The sequence below is a fragment of the Leifsonia lichenia genome (assembly GCF_054780215.1).
Window position 1 is genome coordinate 17,571 of sequence record NZ_BAAGWT010000009.1, and the last position, 19,242, is coordinate 36,812.

Annotated in this window: 20 protein-coding genes; 13 read left to right on the top strand and 7 right to left on the bottom strand. The window is 69.0% G+C overall.

Annotation, left to right across the window (positions count from 1 at the left end; all coding sequences use genetic code 11):
* Positions 1-79: 79 nt before the first annotated feature.
* The 4 genes from ACYVGI_RS15155 to ACYVGI_RS15170 all read right to left on the bottom strand — a co-directional run bounded on the left by ACYVGI_RS15155 (position 80) and on the right by ACYVGI_RS15170 (position 4,416).
* Complete coding sequence (locus ACYVGI_RS15155) at positions 80-1,135, bottom strand: Gfo/Idh/MocA family protein (protein WP_460633431.1); 1,056 nt, start codon at positions 1,133-1,135, stop codon at positions 80-82.
* A gap of 89 nt (positions 1,136-1,224) precedes the next feature.
* Positions 1,225-1,974 carry a ThuA domain-containing protein gene (locus ACYVGI_RS15160; RefSeq protein WP_460633432.1) on the bottom strand — a complete coding sequence of 250 codons (750 nt, stop codon included), beginning with the start codon at positions 1,972-1,974 and terminating at the stop codon, positions 1,225-1,227.
* On the bottom strand, positions 1,971-3,080 hold the full coding sequence (locus tag ACYVGI_RS15165) for a Gfo/Idh/MocA family protein (RefSeq protein WP_460633433.1): 1,110 nt from the start codon (positions 3,078-3,080) through the stop codon (positions 1,971-1,973). The genes ACYVGI_RS15160 and ACYVGI_RS15165 overlap by 4 nt, the downstream gene beginning before the upstream one ends.
* A gap of 136 nt (positions 3,081-3,216) precedes the next feature.
* Positions 3,217-4,416 (bottom strand): ROK family protein, encoded by a 1,200-nt coding sequence (locus ACYVGI_RS15170; protein ID WP_460633434.1) that lies wholly within the window; start codon positions 4,414-4,416, stop codon positions 3,217-3,219.
* 141 nt (positions 4,417-4,557) lie between these two features.
* Between ACYVGI_RS15170 and ACYVGI_RS15175 the strand changes: the two genes are divergently transcribed.
* From ACYVGI_RS15175 to ACYVGI_RS15195, 5 genes are all read left to right on the top strand, one after another.
* Positions 4,558-5,301 (top strand): sugar phosphate isomerase/epimerase family protein, encoded by a 744-nt coding sequence (locus ACYVGI_RS15175; RefSeq protein WP_460633435.1) that lies wholly within the window; start codon positions 4,558-4,560, stop codon positions 5,299-5,301.
* A complete protein-coding gene (locus ACYVGI_RS15180) occupies positions 5,298-6,404 on the top strand; it encodes a Gfo/Idh/MocA family protein (RefSeq protein WP_460633436.1) in 1,107 nt (368 codons plus the stop codon). The genes ACYVGI_RS15175 and ACYVGI_RS15180 overlap by 4 nt, the downstream gene beginning before the upstream one ends.
* The gene (locus tag ACYVGI_RS15185) at positions 6,405-7,505 is read left to right on the top strand and encodes a Gfo/Idh/MocA family protein (protein ID WP_460633437.1); all 1,101 of its coding nucleotides are present in this window, start codon (positions 6,405-6,407) and stop codon (positions 7,503-7,505) included.
* Complete coding sequence (locus tag ACYVGI_RS15190; protein WP_460633438.1) at positions 7,502-8,545, top strand: sugar phosphate isomerase/epimerase family protein; 1,044 nt, start codon at positions 7,502-7,504, stop codon at positions 8,543-8,545. The genes ACYVGI_RS15185 and ACYVGI_RS15190 overlap by 4 nt, the downstream gene beginning before the upstream one ends.
* Before the next feature lie 63 nt (positions 8,546-8,608).
* Positions 8,609-9,229, top strand: coding sequence for a pentapeptide repeat-containing protein (locus ACYVGI_RS15195; protein WP_460633439.1), 621 nt, complete (start codon positions 8,609-8,611; stop codon positions 9,227-9,229).
* 117 nt (positions 9,230-9,346) lie between these two features.
* Here ACYVGI_RS15195 and ACYVGI_RS15200 read toward each other — a convergent pair whose 3' ends face one another.
* Positions 9,347-10,018, bottom strand: a complete 672-nt coding sequence (locus tag ACYVGI_RS15200; protein WP_460633440.1) for an ABC transporter ATP-binding protein — start codon at positions 10,016-10,018, stop codon at positions 9,347-9,349.
* Positions 10,019-10,037: 19 nt separating this feature from the next.
* Positions 10,038-11,600 carry an ABC transporter permease gene (locus ACYVGI_RS15205; RefSeq protein ID WP_460633441.1) on the bottom strand — a complete coding sequence of 521 codons (1,563 nt, stop codon included), beginning with the start codon at positions 11,598-11,600 and terminating at the stop codon, positions 10,038-10,040.
* Between the two features lie 176 nt (positions 11,601-11,776).
* Here ACYVGI_RS15205 and ACYVGI_RS15210 point away from each other — a divergent pair, with 176 nt between their 5' ends.
* From ACYVGI_RS15210 to ACYVGI_RS15240, 7 genes are all read left to right on the top strand, one after another.
* A complete protein-coding gene (locus tag ACYVGI_RS15210; protein WP_235500366.1) occupies positions 11,777-12,532 on the top strand; it encodes a response regulator transcription factor in 756 nt (251 codons plus the stop codon).
* Positions 12,529-14,109 (top strand): sensor histidine kinase, encoded by a 1,581-nt coding sequence (locus ACYVGI_RS15215; RefSeq protein WP_460633442.1) that lies wholly within the window; start codon positions 12,529-12,531, stop codon positions 14,107-14,109. Before ACYVGI_RS15210 ends, ACYVGI_RS15215 begins: the two co-directional genes overlap by 4 nt.
* Positions 14,106-14,882: an alpha/beta fold hydrolase gene (locus ACYVGI_RS15220; protein WP_460633443.1), complete on the top strand. Its 777-nt coding sequence runs from the start codon at positions 14,106-14,108 to the stop codon at positions 14,880-14,882. The genes ACYVGI_RS15215 and ACYVGI_RS15220 overlap by 4 nt, the downstream gene beginning before the upstream one ends.
* A 234-nt stretch (positions 14,883-15,116) precedes the next feature.
* A complete protein-coding gene (rplJ, locus tag ACYVGI_RS15225) occupies positions 15,117-15,632 on the top strand; it encodes a 50S ribosomal protein L10 (RefSeq protein ID WP_085371184.1) in 516 nt (171 codons plus the stop codon).
* A 61-nt stretch (positions 15,633-15,693) separates the two neighbouring features.
* Complete coding sequence (gene rplL / locus ACYVGI_RS15230) at positions 15,694-16,080, top strand: 50S ribosomal protein L7/L12 (RefSeq protein WP_085371183.1); 387 nt, start codon at positions 15,694-15,696, stop codon at positions 16,078-16,080.
* A gap of 232 nt (positions 16,081-16,312) precedes the next feature.
* Positions 16,313-16,456 (top strand): hypothetical protein, encoded by a 144-nt coding sequence (locus ACYVGI_RS15235; protein ID WP_157480029.1) that lies wholly within the window; start codon positions 16,313-16,315, stop codon positions 16,454-16,456.
* A gap of 69 nt (positions 16,457-16,525) precedes the next feature.
* The gene (locus ACYVGI_RS15240; RefSeq protein ID WP_460633444.1) at positions 16,526-17,167 is read left to right on the top strand and encodes a class I SAM-dependent DNA methyltransferase; all 642 of its coding nucleotides are present in this window, start codon (positions 16,526-16,528) and stop codon (positions 17,165-17,167) included.
* Here ACYVGI_RS15240 and ACYVGI_RS15245 read toward each other — a convergent pair.
* On the bottom strand, positions 17,164-18,657 hold the full coding sequence (locus tag ACYVGI_RS15245; protein WP_460633445.1) for an amino acid permease: 1,494 nt from the start codon (positions 18,655-18,657) through the stop codon (positions 17,164-17,166). The two genes, ACYVGI_RS15240 and ACYVGI_RS15245, sit on opposite strands and share 4 nt — an antisense overlap.
* Before the next feature lie 92 nt (positions 18,658-18,749).
* Between ACYVGI_RS15245 and ACYVGI_RS15250 the strand changes: the two genes are divergently transcribed.
* Complete coding sequence (locus ACYVGI_RS15250) at positions 18,750-19,214, top strand: MarR family winged helix-turn-helix transcriptional regulator (protein WP_460633446.1); 465 nt, start codon at positions 18,750-18,752, stop codon at positions 19,212-19,214.
* Positions 19,215-19,242 lie beyond the last annotated feature (28 nt).

Below are 19,242 nucleotides of genomic sequence, written 5' to 3' on the forward strand. Positions count from 1 at the left end.
GACCTCGGCCGGCCGGAGGTCGACGAGAGAGGCTGGGCGGGTCAGGACAGTATCGAGCACCCGTCCATTCTCCCTCGCATCAGCCCTCGGCGGCGGACCCCACGCCTGTCACGCCGAGCTGGCGGCGCGCCTCGTCGATCGTCTCGAGCGTCTGCACCGCCTCGGCCAGTGGATGCACGGGCGAGTCGGTGAGTCCGTCCGTCACGTAGCGGGCGAGCGCTGCGGCCTCGTACGACATGCCCTGGCGGTGGGGTCGCCCGTATGGGTCCTCCCAGTCGAGCGTCGGAGCATCCCCGCCCTGCACCAGGCGCAGACCGCTCGCCGACCAGAACGGGCTCCCGGTCTCGACCCGCGCTTCCGATCCGCAGATCGTCGCGAGCGACGGCGTCGCGGCGCGCAGCCCTGTGCTGACCAGCGCCTGCGCCCCGCTCAGCGACGACAGGATGAGCGACGCCTGCTCGTCGACGCCGGTGGGCGCGAGCGTCCCTGCCGCGATCACCCCGGCCGGCCGGCCGATGGCGAACGACGCCCAGGAGACGACGTACACGCCGAGGTCGAGCAGCGCCCCTCCGCCGAGCGCGGGATCGAAGAGGCGGCTGGTCGGGTCGAACCGCGCGTTCCCGCCGAAGTCCGCGGTGACGATGCGCACGTCGCCGAGCACGCCGTCGTCGAGGAGCTGCCGGATGATGTCGGTCTGCGGCAGATACCGCGTCCACATCGCCTCCATGGCGAACACCCCTGCCGCCTTCGCCGCGCGCTCGATGCGTCTGGCGTCCTCCGCGTCCGCGGCGAGCGGCTTCTCGACGAGCACGCTCTTTCCGGCGGCGATCGCGAGCAGCGCGTGCTCGGCGTGCTGGGTGTGCGGCGACGCCACGTAGACGACGTCCACGTCCGGATCCTCGACCAGCTCCACATACGAGCCGTACGACCGCTCCACGCCGTGCGCTGCGGCGAACGCGGCAGCGCGCTCCGCCGACCGCGACCCGGCAGCCACCACGCGCTGCGTCGTGTGAGCGTGCAGCGCATCCGTGAAGTCGGCGGCGATCCCGCCCGGCGCGAGCACGCCCCAGCGCAGGGGAGGTGCGTCCGCCGGGTCCGGGTGCCGCGGCTCAGGTAGCGAAGTGATTCGGCTCATGTCACCCAGTCTGCCGCCTGAGACGAGATACCAGTAACTGTCGCGAAACGCGCGGGATGCGGCGCAGTTACTGGTATCTCGATCGCGGGCTACCGCGGCCAGACCCCCGCATCCGGGTTGGAGACCTCCGGCGACCTGCGGGCGCCGGAGACCGGCGCCGCCCAGCGCACGCCGTTGGCGAGCACCCTGCGCACCTGCGGGTGGAAGTACACCGGGTACTCCTGGTCGCCCGGGCTGAAGTAGAAGATCTTGCCGCGACCGCGCGTGAACGTCACGCCGGAGCGGAAGACCTCTCCGCCGGTGAACGAGCTGATGAACACCAGGTCGTCCGGGGTCGGGATGTCGAAGAACTCTCCATACATCTCCTGCGCCTCGATCACGATCGGCTGCTCGACGCCCTCGGCGATCGGATGCGTCGGGTTGACGTTCCAGACCAGCTCGCGCTCTCCGCCCTCCGGGTTGCGCCAGGCGAGCGAGCAGGTGGTGCCGAGCATCCGGATGAAGATCTTCGAGAAGTGGCCGGAGTGCAGCACGATGAGACCCATGCCGCCGAGGACGTGCTCGCGCACGCGCTCCACCACCTCGTCTGCGACCTGATCGTGGGCGATGTGGCCCCACCAGAGCAGCACATCCGTGTCGGCCAGCACCTGCTCGGTGAGGCCGTGCTCCTCGTCGGCGAGCGTGGCGGTGCGCACCGTCACGTCGGAGCCGAGCAGCTCGCTGAGGCCTTCGGCGATGGCGCCGTGGATGCCTGTGGGGTAGATGGCGGCGATGTCCGGCTGGGTGGCCTCGTGGACACCCTCGTTCCAGACGGTGACGCGCAGTGCTGACATGCTCATGCTCCCTTCGTTGCCGGTTCGAGCACGACTTCGGCGTTGCGGCGCGCCGACTCGTACGCCGCGTCGATGACGCGGGCGCGGGCGAGGGCGCGGGAACCGTCGTACTGCGACCAGTTGGCCGTGTCCGCGACGTGCTCGAGGAACGTCTCGACCACGGCCAGGTGGCCGCGGCCGGGATCGGCGGCGACGCGCACGTCGGAGGTCGCCTCCCCTTCTCCGGTGAAGATGGTCAGCTCGCCGGCCGGAGCGTAGTCGACGACGCGCAGGTCGGCGCCGCCCTCCGTGCCGTACAGCGTGATGCCGAACTCGTCGCCGGCCGGACGGTACGCCGCCCAGCTCGTCTCGAGCACGATCGAGCCGCCGCCTTCGAGGCGCAGCAGCAGGCTGGCGAGGTCCTCGACCTCGTATGCGGAGCCGACGTCCTGCTTGTTGCCGGCGGCGCCGCCGCGACCGCGGGTGCCGAGCTCGGAGTGCGTCACGGCGGAGACGGCGGTCACCTTCGGCTCGCCGAACAGGTGCAGCGCGTAGTCGAGCACGTGCACGCCGATGTCGATGAGCGGTCCGCCGCCCGCCATCTCACGGTTGGTGAACCAGCTTCCGAGAGCCGGGATGCCCGCCCTGCGCAGCCAGATCGCGCGCGCGTGGTACGGGCGGCCGATCTGGCCGGCGTCGATCGCGGCCTTCAGCGCCTCGATGTCGCCGCGGCGGCGGTGGTTGAAGGCGACCTCGAGCACGCGGTCTGCGGTGTGCGCCGCATCCACCATCGCCTGCGCCTCGTCGGCGGTCCTGGCGATCGGCTTCTCGCTGAGCACGTGGATGCCCGCCTCCAGGGCGCCGACGGCGATCGGGGCGTGCAGGAAGGTCGGGACGGCGACGCTCACCACGTCGATCCCTCCGTCCTCGACGAGCTCGTGCCAGTCGCGGTAGAGGCGGGTGATGCCGTACTTCTCGCCGAGCTCGGCGCGCGGCCCGTCCTCCATGCCGGCGATGGCGACGAGCTCGACCCCTGGCAGGGTCGCGTACGCATCCATGTGCTGCTGGCCCGCCCAGCCGAGTCCGATGACGGCGGCCTTGATGGTCTCGCCGGGTTTCGTCGCAGTGGTCACGACTGTCCTTCCGTTCTGTGTTCTGTGTTCTGGTGGTGTGAGGTGGTGGATGCGGTTGTCGAAACGATTCGATTTCGCCGGGGATCGGCGCGGGATCGGTGCAGGGGGAGGGGCGCTGCGGCAGGGGATGCCCGGCTCAGCGGCCCAGGGGTCTCGCGTATCTCTGGGAGTCCTCGACGGGATCGAGGGCGTGCTGGATCACCATGATCGCGGCGCCGATCACGCCGCCGGTCTCGCCGGAGCGCGACTGCGTGATGGTGAGATACTGCGTCGCCAGCGGCGTCGACCGCTGGTAGACGACCTCGCGGATCCCGGCGAGGAGCTGCTCGCCGACCCGGGAGAGACTGCCGCCCACGATGACGAGCGACGGATTGAGGAGGTTGACGGAGGTCGCGATCACCTCACCGAGGTCGCGGCCCGCCTGACGGATCGTCTGCAGCACAGTCGCGTTTCCGGTGCGGGCCAGCTCGACCACATCGTCGCTCGTGCGCGCCGGGATGCCGAGCGCTGTCAGCGTGCGCGCGATGGCCGGGCCGGAGGCGAGCGCTTCGAGGTCGGCGTCCTGCGCTCCGTGGCTGGGCGTGTCGGCGCCGAACGGCACGCGCACGTGGCCGAGGTCGCCTGCGGAGCCCTGCGCACCGCGCTGCAGCCTGCCGCCGTTGATGATGCCGGCGCCGATGCCGGTGGCCACCTTCACGAAGAGGAGGTCGGACTGGTCTGGCCACATGAGCGCGTGCTCGCCGAGCGCGAGGAGGTTGACGTCGTTGTCCACGAGCACGGGGACGTCGAACGTCCGCGCGACGTACGCCGGGATGTCGAAGCGGTCCCAGCCTGGCATGATCGGCGGGTTCACCGGCAGACCGGTCGAGTGCTCGACGGGTCCCGGCACACCGATGCCGACGCCGACCAGTTCGCTCGGCGGCCGGCCGGAGGCGGTGAACAGCTTCTCCGCCGTCCCCAGTGCCCAGTCGAGGATCGGCTCCGGCCCGTCGGTGATCAGGATGCGCTGCGACTCGCTGGTCAGGATGTTCCCCGCCAGGTCGGCGAGCGCGACCACCCCGTGCGTCGCGCCGAGGTCGATCGCGATGACGACGCGCGACTCCGGGTTGAACCGGATGCGGGCAGGCGGGCGACCGCCGGTCGACACGTCGTCGCCGGCGGGGGCGACGAGACCGGATGCGGTCAGGCTGTCGATCCGCACCGCGACCGTCGAGCGGGCGAGCCCGGTCAGCTCGGCCAGTTGGGCGCGCGTGCGAGGGACGCCGTCGCGCAGGATCGCCAGCAGGCCGGCGGCGTCCGGGGCGACGAGCGGCTGCTCGCGCACGCTGTCGGTCATGAGGGTATTGAACCACACGGTTCCCAGAGGGAACAAAGTCTGTTTTCTCTCATGCGACTTTTGATTGACATTCGGCAGAAGTCTGGCTTGAATGGGTACCGTCGCCATCAGGCGCGCCCCATCCACTCGACGAGGAGAAAAGTGTCGAAGTCCAACCTCTCCGTGCAGCTCTACACCGTTCGTGAGCTCCTGACCGACGACACGGTCGGCACCCTCAAGCGCATCGCAGACCTCGGGTTCACCCAGGTCGAGCCGTTCGCATTCCTCGACTTCGGCGACGAACTGCGTCGCGGTCTCGAGGAGACGGGCCTGACGGCGCCCACCACCCACCAGGGATTCATCGGCGGCGACCTCGAGCCCGTCTTCGAGGCGGCCAAGGCCCTCGGCATCCCCACCGTCATCGACCCGTTCGTCGCGCCGGAGCGCTGGCAGACGGCGGAAAGCGTCGACGAGATCGCCGCTCAGCTCAACGCGGCGGCCGAGGTCGCCGCCCGCTACGGCGTCCGCGTCGGCTACCACAACCACGCCCACGAGCTCGAGAGCACGATCGACGGCGTGACGGCCCTGGAGTACTTCGCCGGCAAGCTCGCGCCGGAGGTCGTCCTCGAGGTCGACACGTACTGGGTGGCCGTCGGCGGCCACGACCCGGTGGAGCTTCTCGGCAGGCTCGGCGACCGCGTCGTCGCACTGCACATCAAGGACGGCCCCGGCACCACGGAGACCAAGGACCAGGTCGCCGTCGGCAAGGGCTCGCTCCCGATCGAACAGATCATCGCCGCGGCTCCGAACGCCCTGCGCGTGATCGAACTCGACGACTCGCGCGGCGACCGCTTCGAGGCCGTCGCGGACAGCATCGAGTTCCTCACCGCCAAGGGCCTCGCGTGAGCGGCGGAAAGGTCGGCGTCGGCGTCATCGGCGCCGGTGTCATCAGCACCGAATACCTGACCAACCTCACCACCTTCCCCGATCTCGACGTGCGCTTCGTCGCCGACATCGACGAGCCGCGGGCGAAGGCGCAGGCCGAGAAGTTCGGCATCGCAGGGTCCGGCTCTGTCGCCGACCTGCTCGCCGACGACCAGATCGAGATCGTGGTCAACCTCACGCTCCCTCGCGTGCACGTCGAGGTCGCCCTGCAGATCCTGGATGCGGGCAAGCACGTCTGGAGCGAGAAGCCGTTCGCGCTCGACCGCGTCAGCGGCACCGAGCTTCTCACGGCGGCGCACGAGAAGGGGCTGCGCGTCGCGACGGCGCCTGACACCTTCCTCGGCGCCGGCATCCAGTCGGCTCGTCGCCTCATCGAGAACGGCCAGATCGGCGCCCCGCTCACCGCCCTGACTCTCATGCAGAGCCCCGGCCCGGAGTCGTGGCACCCGAACCCGGACTTCCTGTTCCAGGAGGGCGCCGGGCCGCTGTTCGACATCGGACCGTACTACCTCACCGCTCTCGTCCAGCTCTTCGGCCCCGTCGCCCGCGTCAGCGCGGTCGCGTCGAAGGCCAAGGAGTCGCGTGTCATCGGTTCCGGCCCCCGCGCCGGCGAGGAGTTCGCCGTGACCGTGCCGACGCACGTCAGCGCGCTCTACGAGTTCGAGAGCGGCCAGACGGCGCAGAGCATCTTCAGCTTCGACTCCAAGCTCGGCCGCACGCAGTTCGAGGTCGCGGGCGTCGATGGCACGCTGGTCGTGCCCGACCCCAACACCTTCGTCGGCGACCTCCTCGTCCACGGCGCCGACGGCGTCGAGACGTTCCCGTCGACGGGGTCGACGTCGAGCAGGGGCACGGGCGTCGTCGAGCTCGCCCGCGCGATCCGTGCCGGAGTGCCCGAGCGCGCATCCGGCGAGCAGGCGTACCACGTGCTCGACGTGATGGTCTCGACCATCGAGGCCGGACTCGCCGGGGCTCCCGTCGAGGTCCAGAGCACCGTCACGGTCGCACCGGCCCTGCCGGAGGATTGGGACCCGCGTGCAGCCACCCTCGGGCAGGATGGCTGAATGACGGAGACGACGGCAGGACCGCGGCCGAGGGTCGCGATCGTCGGCGGCGGTTTCATGGCGCAGGTGCACTCCAGGGCCGCTCGCAACGCGCGGGCGGAACTGGCGGGCATCGTCTCGTCCAGTCCGCAGAAGTCCGCCGCCGCTGCGGCCGACCTCGGCATCGCCAGGGCGTACGACTCGCTCGACCAGGTGCTCGCCGACGACGCGATCGACGTGGTTCATGTCTGCACGCCGAACGCGCTCCACGCCGAGCAGGCCGCCGCGGTTCTGGCCGCAGGCAAGCACGTGGTGTGCGAGAAGCCGCTCACCACCACGGTCCGGGATGCGGAGGCGCTCGTCGCCGCTGTCGGCGACCGCACCGCGACGGTGCCGTTCGCCTACCGCTTCCACCCGATGGTCCGCGAGGCGCGCGACCGGTTCGCGTCCGGGGCGGCAGGCCGCGTGCTCACCGTGAACGCGTCGTACCTGCAGGACTGGCTTCTCGGCGCCGACGACGACAACTGGCGGGTGGATGCAGCATCCGGCGGTCGCTCCCGGGCGTTCGCCGACATCGGCTCGCACCTGGTCGACCTCGTCGAGTTCGTCAGCGGCGACCGGGTCTCCCGCGTCTCCGCCACCAAGAAGACGTACTTCTCCGACAGGGCGGCGCACTCCGGCATCACCACGGAGGACGCGGTCGCGGTCGTCATCGAGACGCGCTCAGGCGGCATCGGGACCCTCCTGGTGTCGCAGGTCGCGCCCGGCAGGAAGAACCGTCTGCTGCTCGAGATCGCGGGAAGCGCGGAGAGCGTCGAGTTCGACCAGGAGCAGCCGGAGACGCTCTGGATCGGCAAGCGGAAGGGCAGCCTGCTCGTCCCGCGCGACGCCGACCAGCTCAGCGCGGACGCCGCGCGCCTGTGCGTCGTGCCGTCCGGGCATCCACAGGGCTACCAGGATGCGTTCAACGCGTTCGTCGCAGACACATACGCGGCCATCGGCGGGGCGGACCCCGACGGACTGCCGCGCTTCACCGACGGCCTGCGCGCCGTGCGGGTCACCGAGGCCGTGCTCGACTCCGCGGAGTCCGGCACCTGGATCGAGATGGGAACAGAGGAATGACAGACAATGCGAACACCGGCACGGAGCTCGCCAGCACGCACCCGGTGACGCTGTTCACCGGACAGTGGGCCGACCTCACGCTCGAAGAGGTCGCTCAGTACGCGAGCGAGTGGGGCTACGACGGCCTGGAGATCGCCTGCTCCGGCGAGCACCTCGACGTGTGGAGGGCCGCAGAGGACGACGCCTACCTGCAGGGCCGCCTCGACATCCTGAACAAGTACGGGCTCAAGGTCTGGGCCATCTCCAACCACCTCAAGGGGCAGGCGGTCTGCGACGACCCGATCGACTTCCGCCACCAGGCGATCGTCGGCTCGAAGGTCTGGGGAGACGGCGACCCGGAGGGCGTGCGTCAGCGGGCCGCCGAGGAGCTGAAGCTCACGGCGAAGGTCGCCCGCAAGCTCGGCGTCGACACGGTGGTCGGGTTCACCGGCTCCAAGATCTGGCCGTACGTCGCCCAGTTCCCGCCCGTGCCCGCCGACGTGATCGACGCCGGGTATCAGGACTTCGCCGATCGGTGGAACCCCATCCTGGATGTGTTCGACGGCGAGGGCGTCCGCTTCGCCCACGAGGTGCACCCGTCCGAGATCGCCTACGACTACTGGTCCAGCGTCCGGTCGCTCGAGGCGATCGACCACAGGGAGGCCTTCGGCTTCAACTGGGACCCGAGCCACATGATGTGGCAGGACATCGACCCTGTCGGGTTCATCGTCGACTTCAAAGACCGTATCTATCACGTCGACTGCAAGGACACCCGGCTGCGCCCGAAGAACGGCCGCGCCGGTGTGCTCGGCTCGCACCTGCCCTGGGGCGACCCGCGCCGCGGCTGGGACTTCGTCTCCACCGGGCACGGCGACGTGCCGTGGGAGGACTCATTCCGCGCGCTCACGTCCATCGGATACACCGGCCCCATCTCGATCGAGTGGGAGGACGCGGGCATGGACAGGCTGCACGGCGCCAAGGAAGCGGTCGGCTACATCCGCTCGCTGCTCTGGAAGCAGCCGACCGCGTCGTTCGACGCAGCGTTCAGCAACCAGGACTGAGTCGAACCATCCGGCACCGGCCGTCGCCGCGCAGGCGTCGGCGGCCGGTGCTTGGATGGGGTCATGACGGACAGTGGACGACGCAGCAGGACGCCCGTGACAGAGACGATGGTCCGCGGCGAGGACTGGTACGGCCGTGACCTCGACGGCGACGAGTTCGAGCGGGTCGAGTTCGTCGACGTCGACATGACGGAGCTGACCAGTTCCGGCGCCGTGTTCACCGAGTGCACGTTCCTCAACGTGAAGTTCAACGTCAGCATCCATACGGAGTCGGCGTTCGTGAACTGCACGTTCACCCGCTGCAACTTCTTCGACACCACGTTCACCCGGTGCAAGCTCACCGGCAGCCAGTTCGACGGCTGCGAGTTCGGCCTGCTGAAGGTCGACGGAGGCAACTGGTCGTTCGCCGGTTTCCAGAAGGCCGAGCTGCGCGGCGCCGACTTCACCGGTGTCCGGCTGCGCGAGGCCGATCTTGGCTATGCGCGCTGCCAGGACGCCACCTTCGTCGGGTGCGACCTCTCCGCATCCTGGTTCGAGGGAGCCGACTTCACCGGAGCGACGCTGCGGGGGAGCGACCTCACCGGTCTCGACCCCCGCACCGCCACCCTCCGCGGAGCGATCGTCGACGACCACCAGGCCGTGGCACTCGTCGAGGCCCTCGGCCTGGTCGTCCTCCCCTCCTGACCCACACCCTCACAGCCCCCGTACAACAGGAGAATCGGCGCGCCACCCGCCGGATCTCCGTCCGAACGGTGATCCTGCTGGAGTGTCGCGCCGATTCTCCTGTTGTGCCGCGCGCGGTCAGGCCACGTCCTTCACCTGCCCGTGCTTGATGTGCAGCCTGCGCTGCGCCCGCTTCGCGACCGCGGAGTCGTGCGTCACGATCACCAGCGTCAGGCCGCGGTCGCGCCAGAGCCCTTCGAGCAGGTCCATGATCTCGTCGCGGGTCTCCTCATCCAGGTTGCCCGTCGGTTCGTCGGCGAGCAGCACGTTCGGGTTCTTCACCAGAGCGCGCGCAATCGCGACGCGCTGCTGCTGACCGCCGGAGAGCTCGCTCGGCAGGTGGCTGCCGCGGTCGGCGAGGCCGACGGAGGCGAGCGCTTCCGCTGCGCGCCTCTTCCGCTCCTCGCCGCTCACCTTGAGCGGGGCGAGAGCGGTCTCGACGTTCTCCTGCGCGGTGAGCGTCGGGATGAGGTTGAAGCCCTGGAAGACGAACCCGATCTCGTTGGCCCGGATGGCGGTGAGCTTGCCGTCGCCGAGTCCGGACAGGCTCGACTTCTCCAGCTCCACCGAGCCGGTGGTCGGCCGGTCGAGCGCGCCGAGCATCTGCAGCAGCGTCGACTTGCCGCCGCCTGTCGGACCCTGGATGGCGACGAGCTGGCCGTCCGGGATGTGCAGGGTCACGTCGTTGAGGGCGACGACCTCGCGCTTGGACTGCGAGTACTTCTTCGTGACATTGGTGAGCGTGTACACGTTCTCTCCTTTGGGTGGGTCAGGCGACCGAGCGCAGGGCGGCGGCTGGGCGAAGACGGGATGCGCGCCATCCTCCGATGGCGCCGGCGAGGAGCCCGCCGAGGACGGCGAGGCCGACGGCGATGACGATCACCCAGACGGTGACGGGGGCGTGCAGGGCGATGTCCGTCGTGGCATTGGCCGCCGCGTTGCGCACCCCGGCGAAACCGCCGGTGCCGCCGCCGAAGCCGCCGCCGCCGAAGCCGCCCTCCGCGCCGCCGGTGCCTGCACCCGTTCCCGTTCTGGTCCTGGCCGCCGCTTCGACGGTGCCGCCACCGACGCGGCCGGAGAGGGTCGGCGAGATCACGTTCACGACGAGCACGCCGACCAGGCCGACCGCGACGCCGATGACGCCGCCGATCAGGCCCTGCACGACCGACTCGCCCGCCACCTGGCCGACGATGCGGCCGTTGGACCAGCCGATCGCCTTGAGGGTGCCGAACTCCCTGGTGCGCCGGGTGACGCCGGAGATGGTGAACAGGATCGCGATGAGGAACGCCGCGGCGAGCACGATGATCGACAGCCAGGTGCCGAGGTTCGCGATCAGGTCACCGGCGGTTCCGAGCGAGCCGGAGACACTGGATGCGAGATCCGCCTGGGTGCTGATGGTCGCCTTCGGCAGCGCCTTCGTGAGGTCGGACTTGATCTGGTCGATGTCGCTCGCTGACGCCGCGGTCACGTAGACCGAGCTGACCTTGCCGGTCTGGCCGGACAGCTTCTGGGCGACGTCGAGCGGGATGTACGCGTTGGCCGCCGTGGTGGAGTCGCTGCCCGTCGCCGCCACGATGCCGACGACCTTGAAGTCGGTGCCGCCGATGGTGACGGTGTCTCCGACCGCCTTGCTGCCGGTCTTGGCGTACGCCTGGTCGAGCACCACCACGTCCTTGCCGGCGTCGGAAGCCGCGAACGCGCGACCGCTGGAGAGGGTCACGGAGGAGAGCGGTCCGACCGACTTGCCGGCGGGGTCGAGGCCGAGGACGGAGAAGGAGTCGACGCTGAACGAGCTTCCGCCTGCACCGTCCGAGCCGCCGGTGGGCGCCGGGTTCGGCACGGTGGCTTCGCCGCCCGTCCCGCCGGCCTGACGCTGTTCGCGCAACTGCTGGAAGTTGGGGAGGGTGCCGGAGAAGCTTGTGTTCGTCAGCGACAGCACGGACGCGGCGGCGGACACGTTGTCCACCTTCTTGACGGTGGCGAGGGTGGTTGCATCCATCACCGTCGCGCCGCGGGTCGGCTCGAGCCGTGAGGTGTTCACCGAGCGACCTGCGCCGGTGTCTGTGCCGGCGTTCGCCCCGAAGTCGAAGCGAGGTCCGCCTCCCTGCGCCTGGTTGGTGGTGGCGCTCTGCGCGGTGGCCGGCTCGCTGACGGTGATGTCGGTGCCGACGCCGTAGACCGACTGGAGCACGCTCGCCTGGGCCGCCTTCACCCCCGCGGAGACGGAATTGACGATGATGACGAGCGCGATCGCGAGAGCCATGCCCACCGCGATGATCACTGTCTGCTTGCGGCGATTGAGGAGTTCTCGCCGCAGATAAGTCCCGAACATGCTGTTTCCGTATCTCTGGGGTGGGCTGGGGGCGATCTGGACGTTAGGAGCGCGGAATTTGGGAGGACTATGGCGTGGCTATGTTTTGGCTGTGCGCCGCGTCGAAGCCTCACAGAATTCCCATAGCTTTCGCATAGCCCTCATCAAGAGCACTCCTCATAATGAGAAAGGTGACCATGAACTCGCGTGCCGCCTCCGGCACCTCCACCCAGCCCCGTAGCCTGTTGCGCCGCGCAGACGGCACTGCGATCCGCGTGCTCGTCGTCGACGACGAGTCCACGCTCACCGATCTGCTCTCGATGGCGCTGCACTACGAAGACTGGGATGTGAAGACCGCATCCAATGGACAGCAGGCGCTCCAGCTCTCCCGCGAGTTCAAGCCGGACGTCGTCGTGCTCGACATCATGCTGCCCGACATCGACGGGCTGCAGGTGCTGTCCAGGATGCGCGCGGACGGCAACGAGGCTCCTGTCCTGTTCCTCACGGCGAAGGACTCGCTCGACGACCGCATCGCAGGCCTCACCGCCGGTGGAGACGACTACGTCACCAAGCCGTTCAGCCTGGAGGAGCTGGTCGCCCGCCTGCGCGGACTGCTGCGCCGGTCGCGCGCAGCGGTCGCCGACGAGAGCGACCCCGTGCTGATCGTCGGAGACCTGGTGCTCGACGAGGACAGCTACGAGGTGCACCGCGACGGGCAGCAGATCCAGCTCACGGCCACCGAGTTCGAACTGCTGCGGTTCCTGATGCGCAACCCGCGCCGCGTGCTCAGCAAGACGCAGATCCTCGACCGCGTCTGGAGCTACGACTTCGGCGGCTCGTCCAGCGTGGTCGAGCTCTACATCTCCTACCTGCGCAAGAAGATCGACTCCGGTCGCGCGCCGATGATCCACACCGTGCGCGGCGCCGGTTACATGGTCAAGGCGGCGCAATGACGACAGCCCGCGCGACGGGCACACCGACCGACACCCCGACGGACGGGCGCGGGATGCGCGGCCTGACCAAGCGCATCCGGCCGTTCCGCTCGTGGACGCTCCGCAGCCGCGTCGTGCTCGTGGTCGTCGCCATGCTGGCGGTGCTCGGCGCAGTGATCGGGACCGTCAGCGTGGTGGCGTTGCAGGGCTACCTGATCAGCAGGCTCGATGGACAGCTCACCAGTGCGCTCGTCCGCGGCCAGCACGCGGCCGACCGAATCAACGCCGGCGGTCCGACCAGCCCGCAGGCGGCGGGCGTCGTGCAGACCCCGGGCCAGCCCACGGGCACCCTCGGCGCAGTGCGCAGCGCGAGCGGCGGCCTGCTCTTCCCGCCCGTGGTCCTCGCGGACCAGCCCACCACCACGAACCAGCCGCTCGAACCCAAGCAGGTGACGATCAACGGCCTCGCGCTGCTGACGGTCCCCTCCGACGAGAAACCGCACACCGTCGATCTCGGCGAGGCCCTCGGTTCGTATCGCATCGCCGCGGCGCGACTCGACAACGGCGACAGCGTCATCATCGGCCTGCCGCTGAGCGACGTGAACGCCACCGTCTCCCAGCTCACCCTCGTGATCGTGCTGGTCACGCTGGCCGGGCTGATCTTCGCGTTCCTGATCGCGAGCTTCGTGGTGCGGCTGGCGATGCGCCCGCTCGCCCGCGTGGCCGGCACGGCTCAGCAGGTGGCGGAGATGCCCCTCGACCGCGGCGACGTCGCACTGTCGGTGCGTGTTCCAGAGGCGGACACCGACCCGCACACCGAGGTCGGCACCGTCGGCGCGGCTCTCAACCGGATGCTCGGCCACGTCGCCTCGGCGCTGACCGCCCGCCAGGCGAGCGAGCAGAAGGTGCGGCAGTTCGTCGCGGACGCCAGCCACGAACTGCGGACACCGCTCGCCTCCATCCGGGGCTACGCGGAGCTGACCAGGCGTTCGCCGCACGAACTGCCCACCGACGTGACGCGCTCGCTCGGCCGGATCGAGTCGGAGGCGACCAGGATGACCTCGCTCGTGGAGGACCTGCTCCTGCTCGCCAGACTCGACGAGGGCCGCGAACTCGACCGCGATCCTGTCGACCTGTCCATGCTGCTGATCGACGCGCTGAGCGACGCGCACGCCGCAGGCCCGGATCACACCTGGTCGATCGTGCTTCCCGAGGAGCCGGTCGAAGTGATCGGCGACCAGCCGCGCCTGCATCAGGTGGTCACGAATCTGCTGGCGAACGCCCGCGTGCACACCCCGGAGGGCACCGAGGTCGTCGCCGAGCTCGCGGTCGACCAGGAGAAGAACCACGCGGTCATCTCGGTGAAGGACAACGGCCCCGGCATCCCGGACGAGGTGCGCTCCACGCTGTTCGAACGCTTCGCCAGGGGAGACAGCTCCCGCAACCGTGCGACGGGCTCGACCGGTCTCGGCCTCGCGATCGTCAGCGCCGTCGTGGAGGCGCACGGGGGAGAGCTCACGGTGGAGAGCGGGCAGGGCGAGACCGTCTTCGCGGTGTCGCTCCCGCTCACCGAGCGCGAGGGCGAGGTGCAGGAGTGACTCCCGACATCCTCGCCACGGCCCACTACGGCGACGCCGACGCCGAGCCGCTGCTGTTCATCCGCGCACTTCCGGCGGAGGTCGACAACCCGCGCGGGGTCGACCGCGTGATCGAGCGGCTGATCGTGCGCGGCCCTGCCAGAGTCACGCGCGTGCACGCCGTCGGGCGTCCCGCATACCTTCCGACCGACTTCGACATGTCGGAGATCGCCGACATCTACGCGCGGTATGTGCGCGAGCACTTCGACGGTCCGGTCGCGCTGATGGGCCTGTCGACGGGAGCGAGCGTCGCCCTGCAGCTCGCCGCCGACCAGCCGGAACTCGTGAAGTCGCTCGTCGTCGCCGCCGGCTCCGGCCGCCTCGGTTCACGCGGGCGCGCGATCCAGCGGAGGTATGTCTCGCTGCTCGCAGCGGGCGATCGCCGCGCGTACGCCGAACTGGCGAGCGCCACCATGAACTCGAAGCACTTCGACAACATCGTCCGGCTGGCCAGCCGTCTCGCGCCGAAGCCGGACGACCCGGAGAGTCTGATCGCGCTCGTCCGCGCGGAGGACGGCTTCGACGTCCTCGACCGGGTGGAGCGCATCACGGCTCCGACCCTGATCCTCTCCGGCGAAAGGGACGTCTTCTACCCGCCGGAACTCGGGCGGCAGACGGCCGAGCGCATCCGGCACGCCAGTCACATCGTCTACCGCGGCCGCGCACACGGCGGCGTCCCGCTGCACCCGCACTTCGCGCAGGACATCGCCGGGTTCCTGGGCGCCAGCGCCTGATTTGCGCCTGGACCGCGCATCCCGTACTCTATACGAAGCCAAAGACCGCTGGTTGTCGTGTTCGCACGACAAGAAGATCCACTCAGGTGGGCGCCCGCGCAGGTGTATGAAGCAGTTCTCGCAGGTTCTCCTGCGTCGCCAGCTCCGTGCCTCTGCGCCGGAGCTTTTTTCATGCCGGCGGTCTGGGCGCACATCGCTCCCGCGGTGTGCGACGTAGATATAGAGGAGTAGGCCATGGCGAACAAGGAAGCCACGGTTGCCGAACTCGAGAACCTGTTCACGAGCTCGACCGCCGTTCTGCTGACCGAGTACCGCGGTCTCACTGTTGCTCAGCTCAAGACGCTGCGCAAGTCCATCAGTGAGCACGCGACGTACGCCGTGGTGAAGAACACGCTGACCAAGATCGCTGCCAACAAGGCCGGGATCTCGTCGTTCGATGAGGAGCTCGTCGGCCCCTCCGCGATCGCTTTCGTTCACGGTGACCCTGTCGCCGTCGCGAAGTCGCTGCGTGACTTCACCAAGGCAAACCCTCTCCTGGTGGTCAAGGGTGGTTACTTCGACGGTAACCCGCTGACCGCAGAAGAGGTAGGCAAGCTCGCCGACCTCGAGTCCCGTGAGGTTCTGCTGGCCAAGCTGGCCGGCGCCTTCAAGGCCTCGCTGTTCGGAGCCGCATATCTGTTCAACGCACCGCTGTCGCAGGCCGTTCGCACGGTCGACGCGCTGCGTGAGAAGCAGGAGTCCGCTGCGTAGTCCATCCCCAGGGATGCACTTCCAGCGGTGAGTAAACGAGAAAGAATCTAAGGAGAAAATCATGGCAAAGCTGTCGACTGACGAGCTGCTCGAGGCGTTCAAGGAGCTCACGCTCATCGAGCTGAGCGAGTTCGTGAAGAAGTTCGAGGAGACCTTCGAGGTCACCGCCGCCGCCCCCGTCGCCGTTGCTGCGGCCGGTGCAGGCGCTGCCGCTCCCGCGGAAGAGGTCGAGGAGAAGGACTCCTTCGACGTCGTCCTCGAGGCTGCCGGTGACAAGAAGATCCAGGTCATCAAGGAGGTGCGCGCCCTCACCAGCCTCGGCCTCGGTGAGGCGAAGGCCCTCGTTGACGGCGCTCCGAGCACCGTGCTCGAAGGCGCCAACAAGGAGACCGCAGACAAGGCAAAGGCACAGCTCGAAGAGGCTGGCGCCACCATCACCCTCAAGTAGTCAGCGCCCCATCGGGGCTCTTTCTGCCGCAGGTTGACTGCCGGTACGCGACGCGGACTCCTCGCAAGACGAGTATCCGCGTTGTGAAGGGCGTCGCCCCCGCAACGGGGCGACGCCCTTCGTGCGTTTAACGACGCCGATCGACGTGGATGCTCGACCACCCACCGCGTCCGATCGCGCCTGCCTGCGTGCATCGGTGTGCAAGGACGCACAACCGTAAGGAAGAACCACGATGAACCGATCCAGGTGGCGTGCATACGCCGCATACTGGCGCGACCTGACCGTCGCGACCCTCGCGGGCGAGACCAGGGAGAGCTCTGCTCACCCGCCGGATCTGTACCGCAGCATCGCTCTGTACGAGCGATTCCTGCGGTAGCCCCCGACCCATTGAGAACGCCCCCGGTTTGGTAGCTGGGGGCGTTTCCATGTTCTTTAGACTGCTGGCATGTCCGAGCATCCTGATGTCGTGGCCACCAGGGCGGCGTACGACGCCGTCGCCGTCGACTACGCCGCGCTGCTGCGCGACGAGCTGGAGGGGAAGGCGCTCGACCGGGCGATGCTCGCGGCGTTCGCCGAGCATGTGCAGGCGGCCGGCGGGGGAGAGGTGGCCGACCTGGGCTGCGGACCGGGGCGGGTGACCGTGCACCTGGCGGGGCTGGGGCTGGACGCGTTCGGCATCGACCTGTCGCCCGCGATGGTGGAGGTGGCGCGCGAGGCATACCCGGAGCTGCTGTTCGAGGTGGGCACGATGGCCGCGCTCGAGCTGCCGGATGCTGCGCTTGCGGGGGCGGTCGCCTGGTACTCGATCATCCATACGCCTCGTGAGCGGCAGCACATCCTGTTCGCGGAGTTCGCGCGGGTGGTGCGCACGGGTGGCTGGCTGCTGCTGGCGTTCCAGGTGGGCGATGACGTCGTGAACCTGCGGCACGCGTACGGCCACGACCTGGAACTGGATGCGTACCGCCAGGCTCCCGACCGCATCCACGACCTCCTGGCGGCGTCCGGCTTCACCGAGCACGCGCGCCTCGTGCGCGAACCCGTCGCGCCGGAGAAGGTGCAGCAAGCGTACGTGCTCGCCCGGCGCTAGCGGTCGGAGGGCGCGGGAACCGTCAGGTCGAGCTCACGCGCCCGGCGGACCGCGGCGACGCGTGCGACCCGGCGGCGGACACCGAACCAGCCGAGCACCAGGGCCGGGATGACGACCACGATCGCCGTGCCGAAGGTGAAGGTGCCGGTGGGGTAGTCGAGGAGGATGAGCACCGCGACCGTAGCGAGGAAGGCCAGCGTGAGGTACGCCGTGAACGGTGCTCCCGGCAGCCGGAACGACGGCCGCGTCACGAGCCCGGCGAGGGAGAGCCGTCGCAGGCGGATCTGGCAGAGCACGATCACGCCCCAGGCGGTGAGCGTGCCGAGCGCCGTGAGGTTGATGCCGATCTCGAACGCTTCCTCGGGAACCACGGCGTTGAGTCCGACGCCGAGCAGGGCGATGGCGCCGGTGACCATGATTCCGCCGTACGGGACGCCGTGGCGGCTGAGCTTGGCGGTGAAGACCGGCGCAGCCCCGCGCAGCGCAAGCGACCTGGCGATTCGGCCGGTGGAGTAGAGGCCGGCGTTCAGGGACGACAGTGCCGCCGTCAGGACCACCATGTTCATCACGACGTCGGCGCCCTCCACGCCGATGGATGCGAAGAACGTGACGAACGGGCTCTCTCCCGCCGTGAAGGCGGTGTACGGCAGGAGCAGCGACAGCAAGGCCACGGAGCCGACGTAGAACAGCGCGATGCGCAGGATGACCGAGTTGATGGCGCGCGGCATCGTCTTCTGCGGGTCTGGCGTCTCGCCCGCCGCCGTGCCGACGAGCTCGATGGCGCCGTATGCGAAGACCACGCCCTGCACGACGAGGACGGCGGGCAGGACGCCGTTCGGGAAGAAGCCGCCGCTGTCTGCGAAGAGGGAGAAGCCGGGCGTGTGACCGTCGATGGGCGTTCCGAAGACGACGAACAGGATGCCGACGATCAGGAAGATGATGAGGGCGCCGACCTTGATGACGGAGAACCAGAACTCGAGCTCTCCGAAGACCTTCACCGAGAGGAGGTTGAGCACAAGGACGACGGCAAGGGCCACCAGGGCGAACACCCACTGGGGGACGATGGCGAAGAACTCGACGTACTTGCCGAAGAACGACAGGTAGAGCGCGACCGCCGTGATGTCGACGATGGCGATCATCGACCAGTAGATCCAGTACGACCAGCCCGCCACGAAGGCCAGCTTCTCTCCGAAGAACTCCCTGGCGTACGAGACGAAGTTGCCGGAGTCCGGCCGATGCAGCACGAGTTCGCCGAGCGCGCGGAGGATGAAGAACGCGAAGAGCCCGCAGATGGCGTACACGATGAGCAGGCTGGGGCCGGCGGACGCGAGGCGGCCTCCCGCACCGAGGAAGAGCCCGGTGCCGATGGCGCCGCCCACCGCGATCATCTGGATGTGCCGACGCTTGAGGCCCTTGTCGTACGACTCCGTGTCGTTCTGGTCGGCGAGGAACTCGGCGGTCTGCTGCGGGGTGCGGCGCGAAGGGGGCATTGGACTATTAAACCCGACACTGAAACGTAGTCATATGAAATACTGAAACGAAATGGATTGATTTATATAGCGAAGCTATATATAATCGAGTCATGACACACAGCACCCCCAGTGATCTCCGGAACACGATCGGCGACCTCGTGGTCGCCAGTCACCGGCTGACCCGTCTCGCCGTGCGCGTCACGGGCAACACGGAATCGCCGGCCGTCTGGCGCACCCTCAGTGTTCTTCAGGCCTCAGGTCCCATGCGCCTCGGCGAGCTCGCCGCCCAGAGCAGGGTCTCCCAGCCCACCATGACCAAGCTCGTCCGCAACCTGGTCGAGTCGGAGTGGGTCAAGCGCATCGCGGACACTGACGACGCGCGGGCCTGGCAGATCGCCGCCACCGCCAAGGGCGAGGCCGCTCTGCAGAACTGGCGGGACGAACTGTCCGGCGCCCTGGTGCCGATGTTCGAGGACCTCACGGAGGACGAGGTGGCCGCCCTGCGCGCCACCGTCCGCATCCTTGGCTCTCGCGTCGGCCTCTCCGCGCCGGCAGAGGCCGTAGCAGCGCACTGACGACAGCACCACACACCACCGAACCATC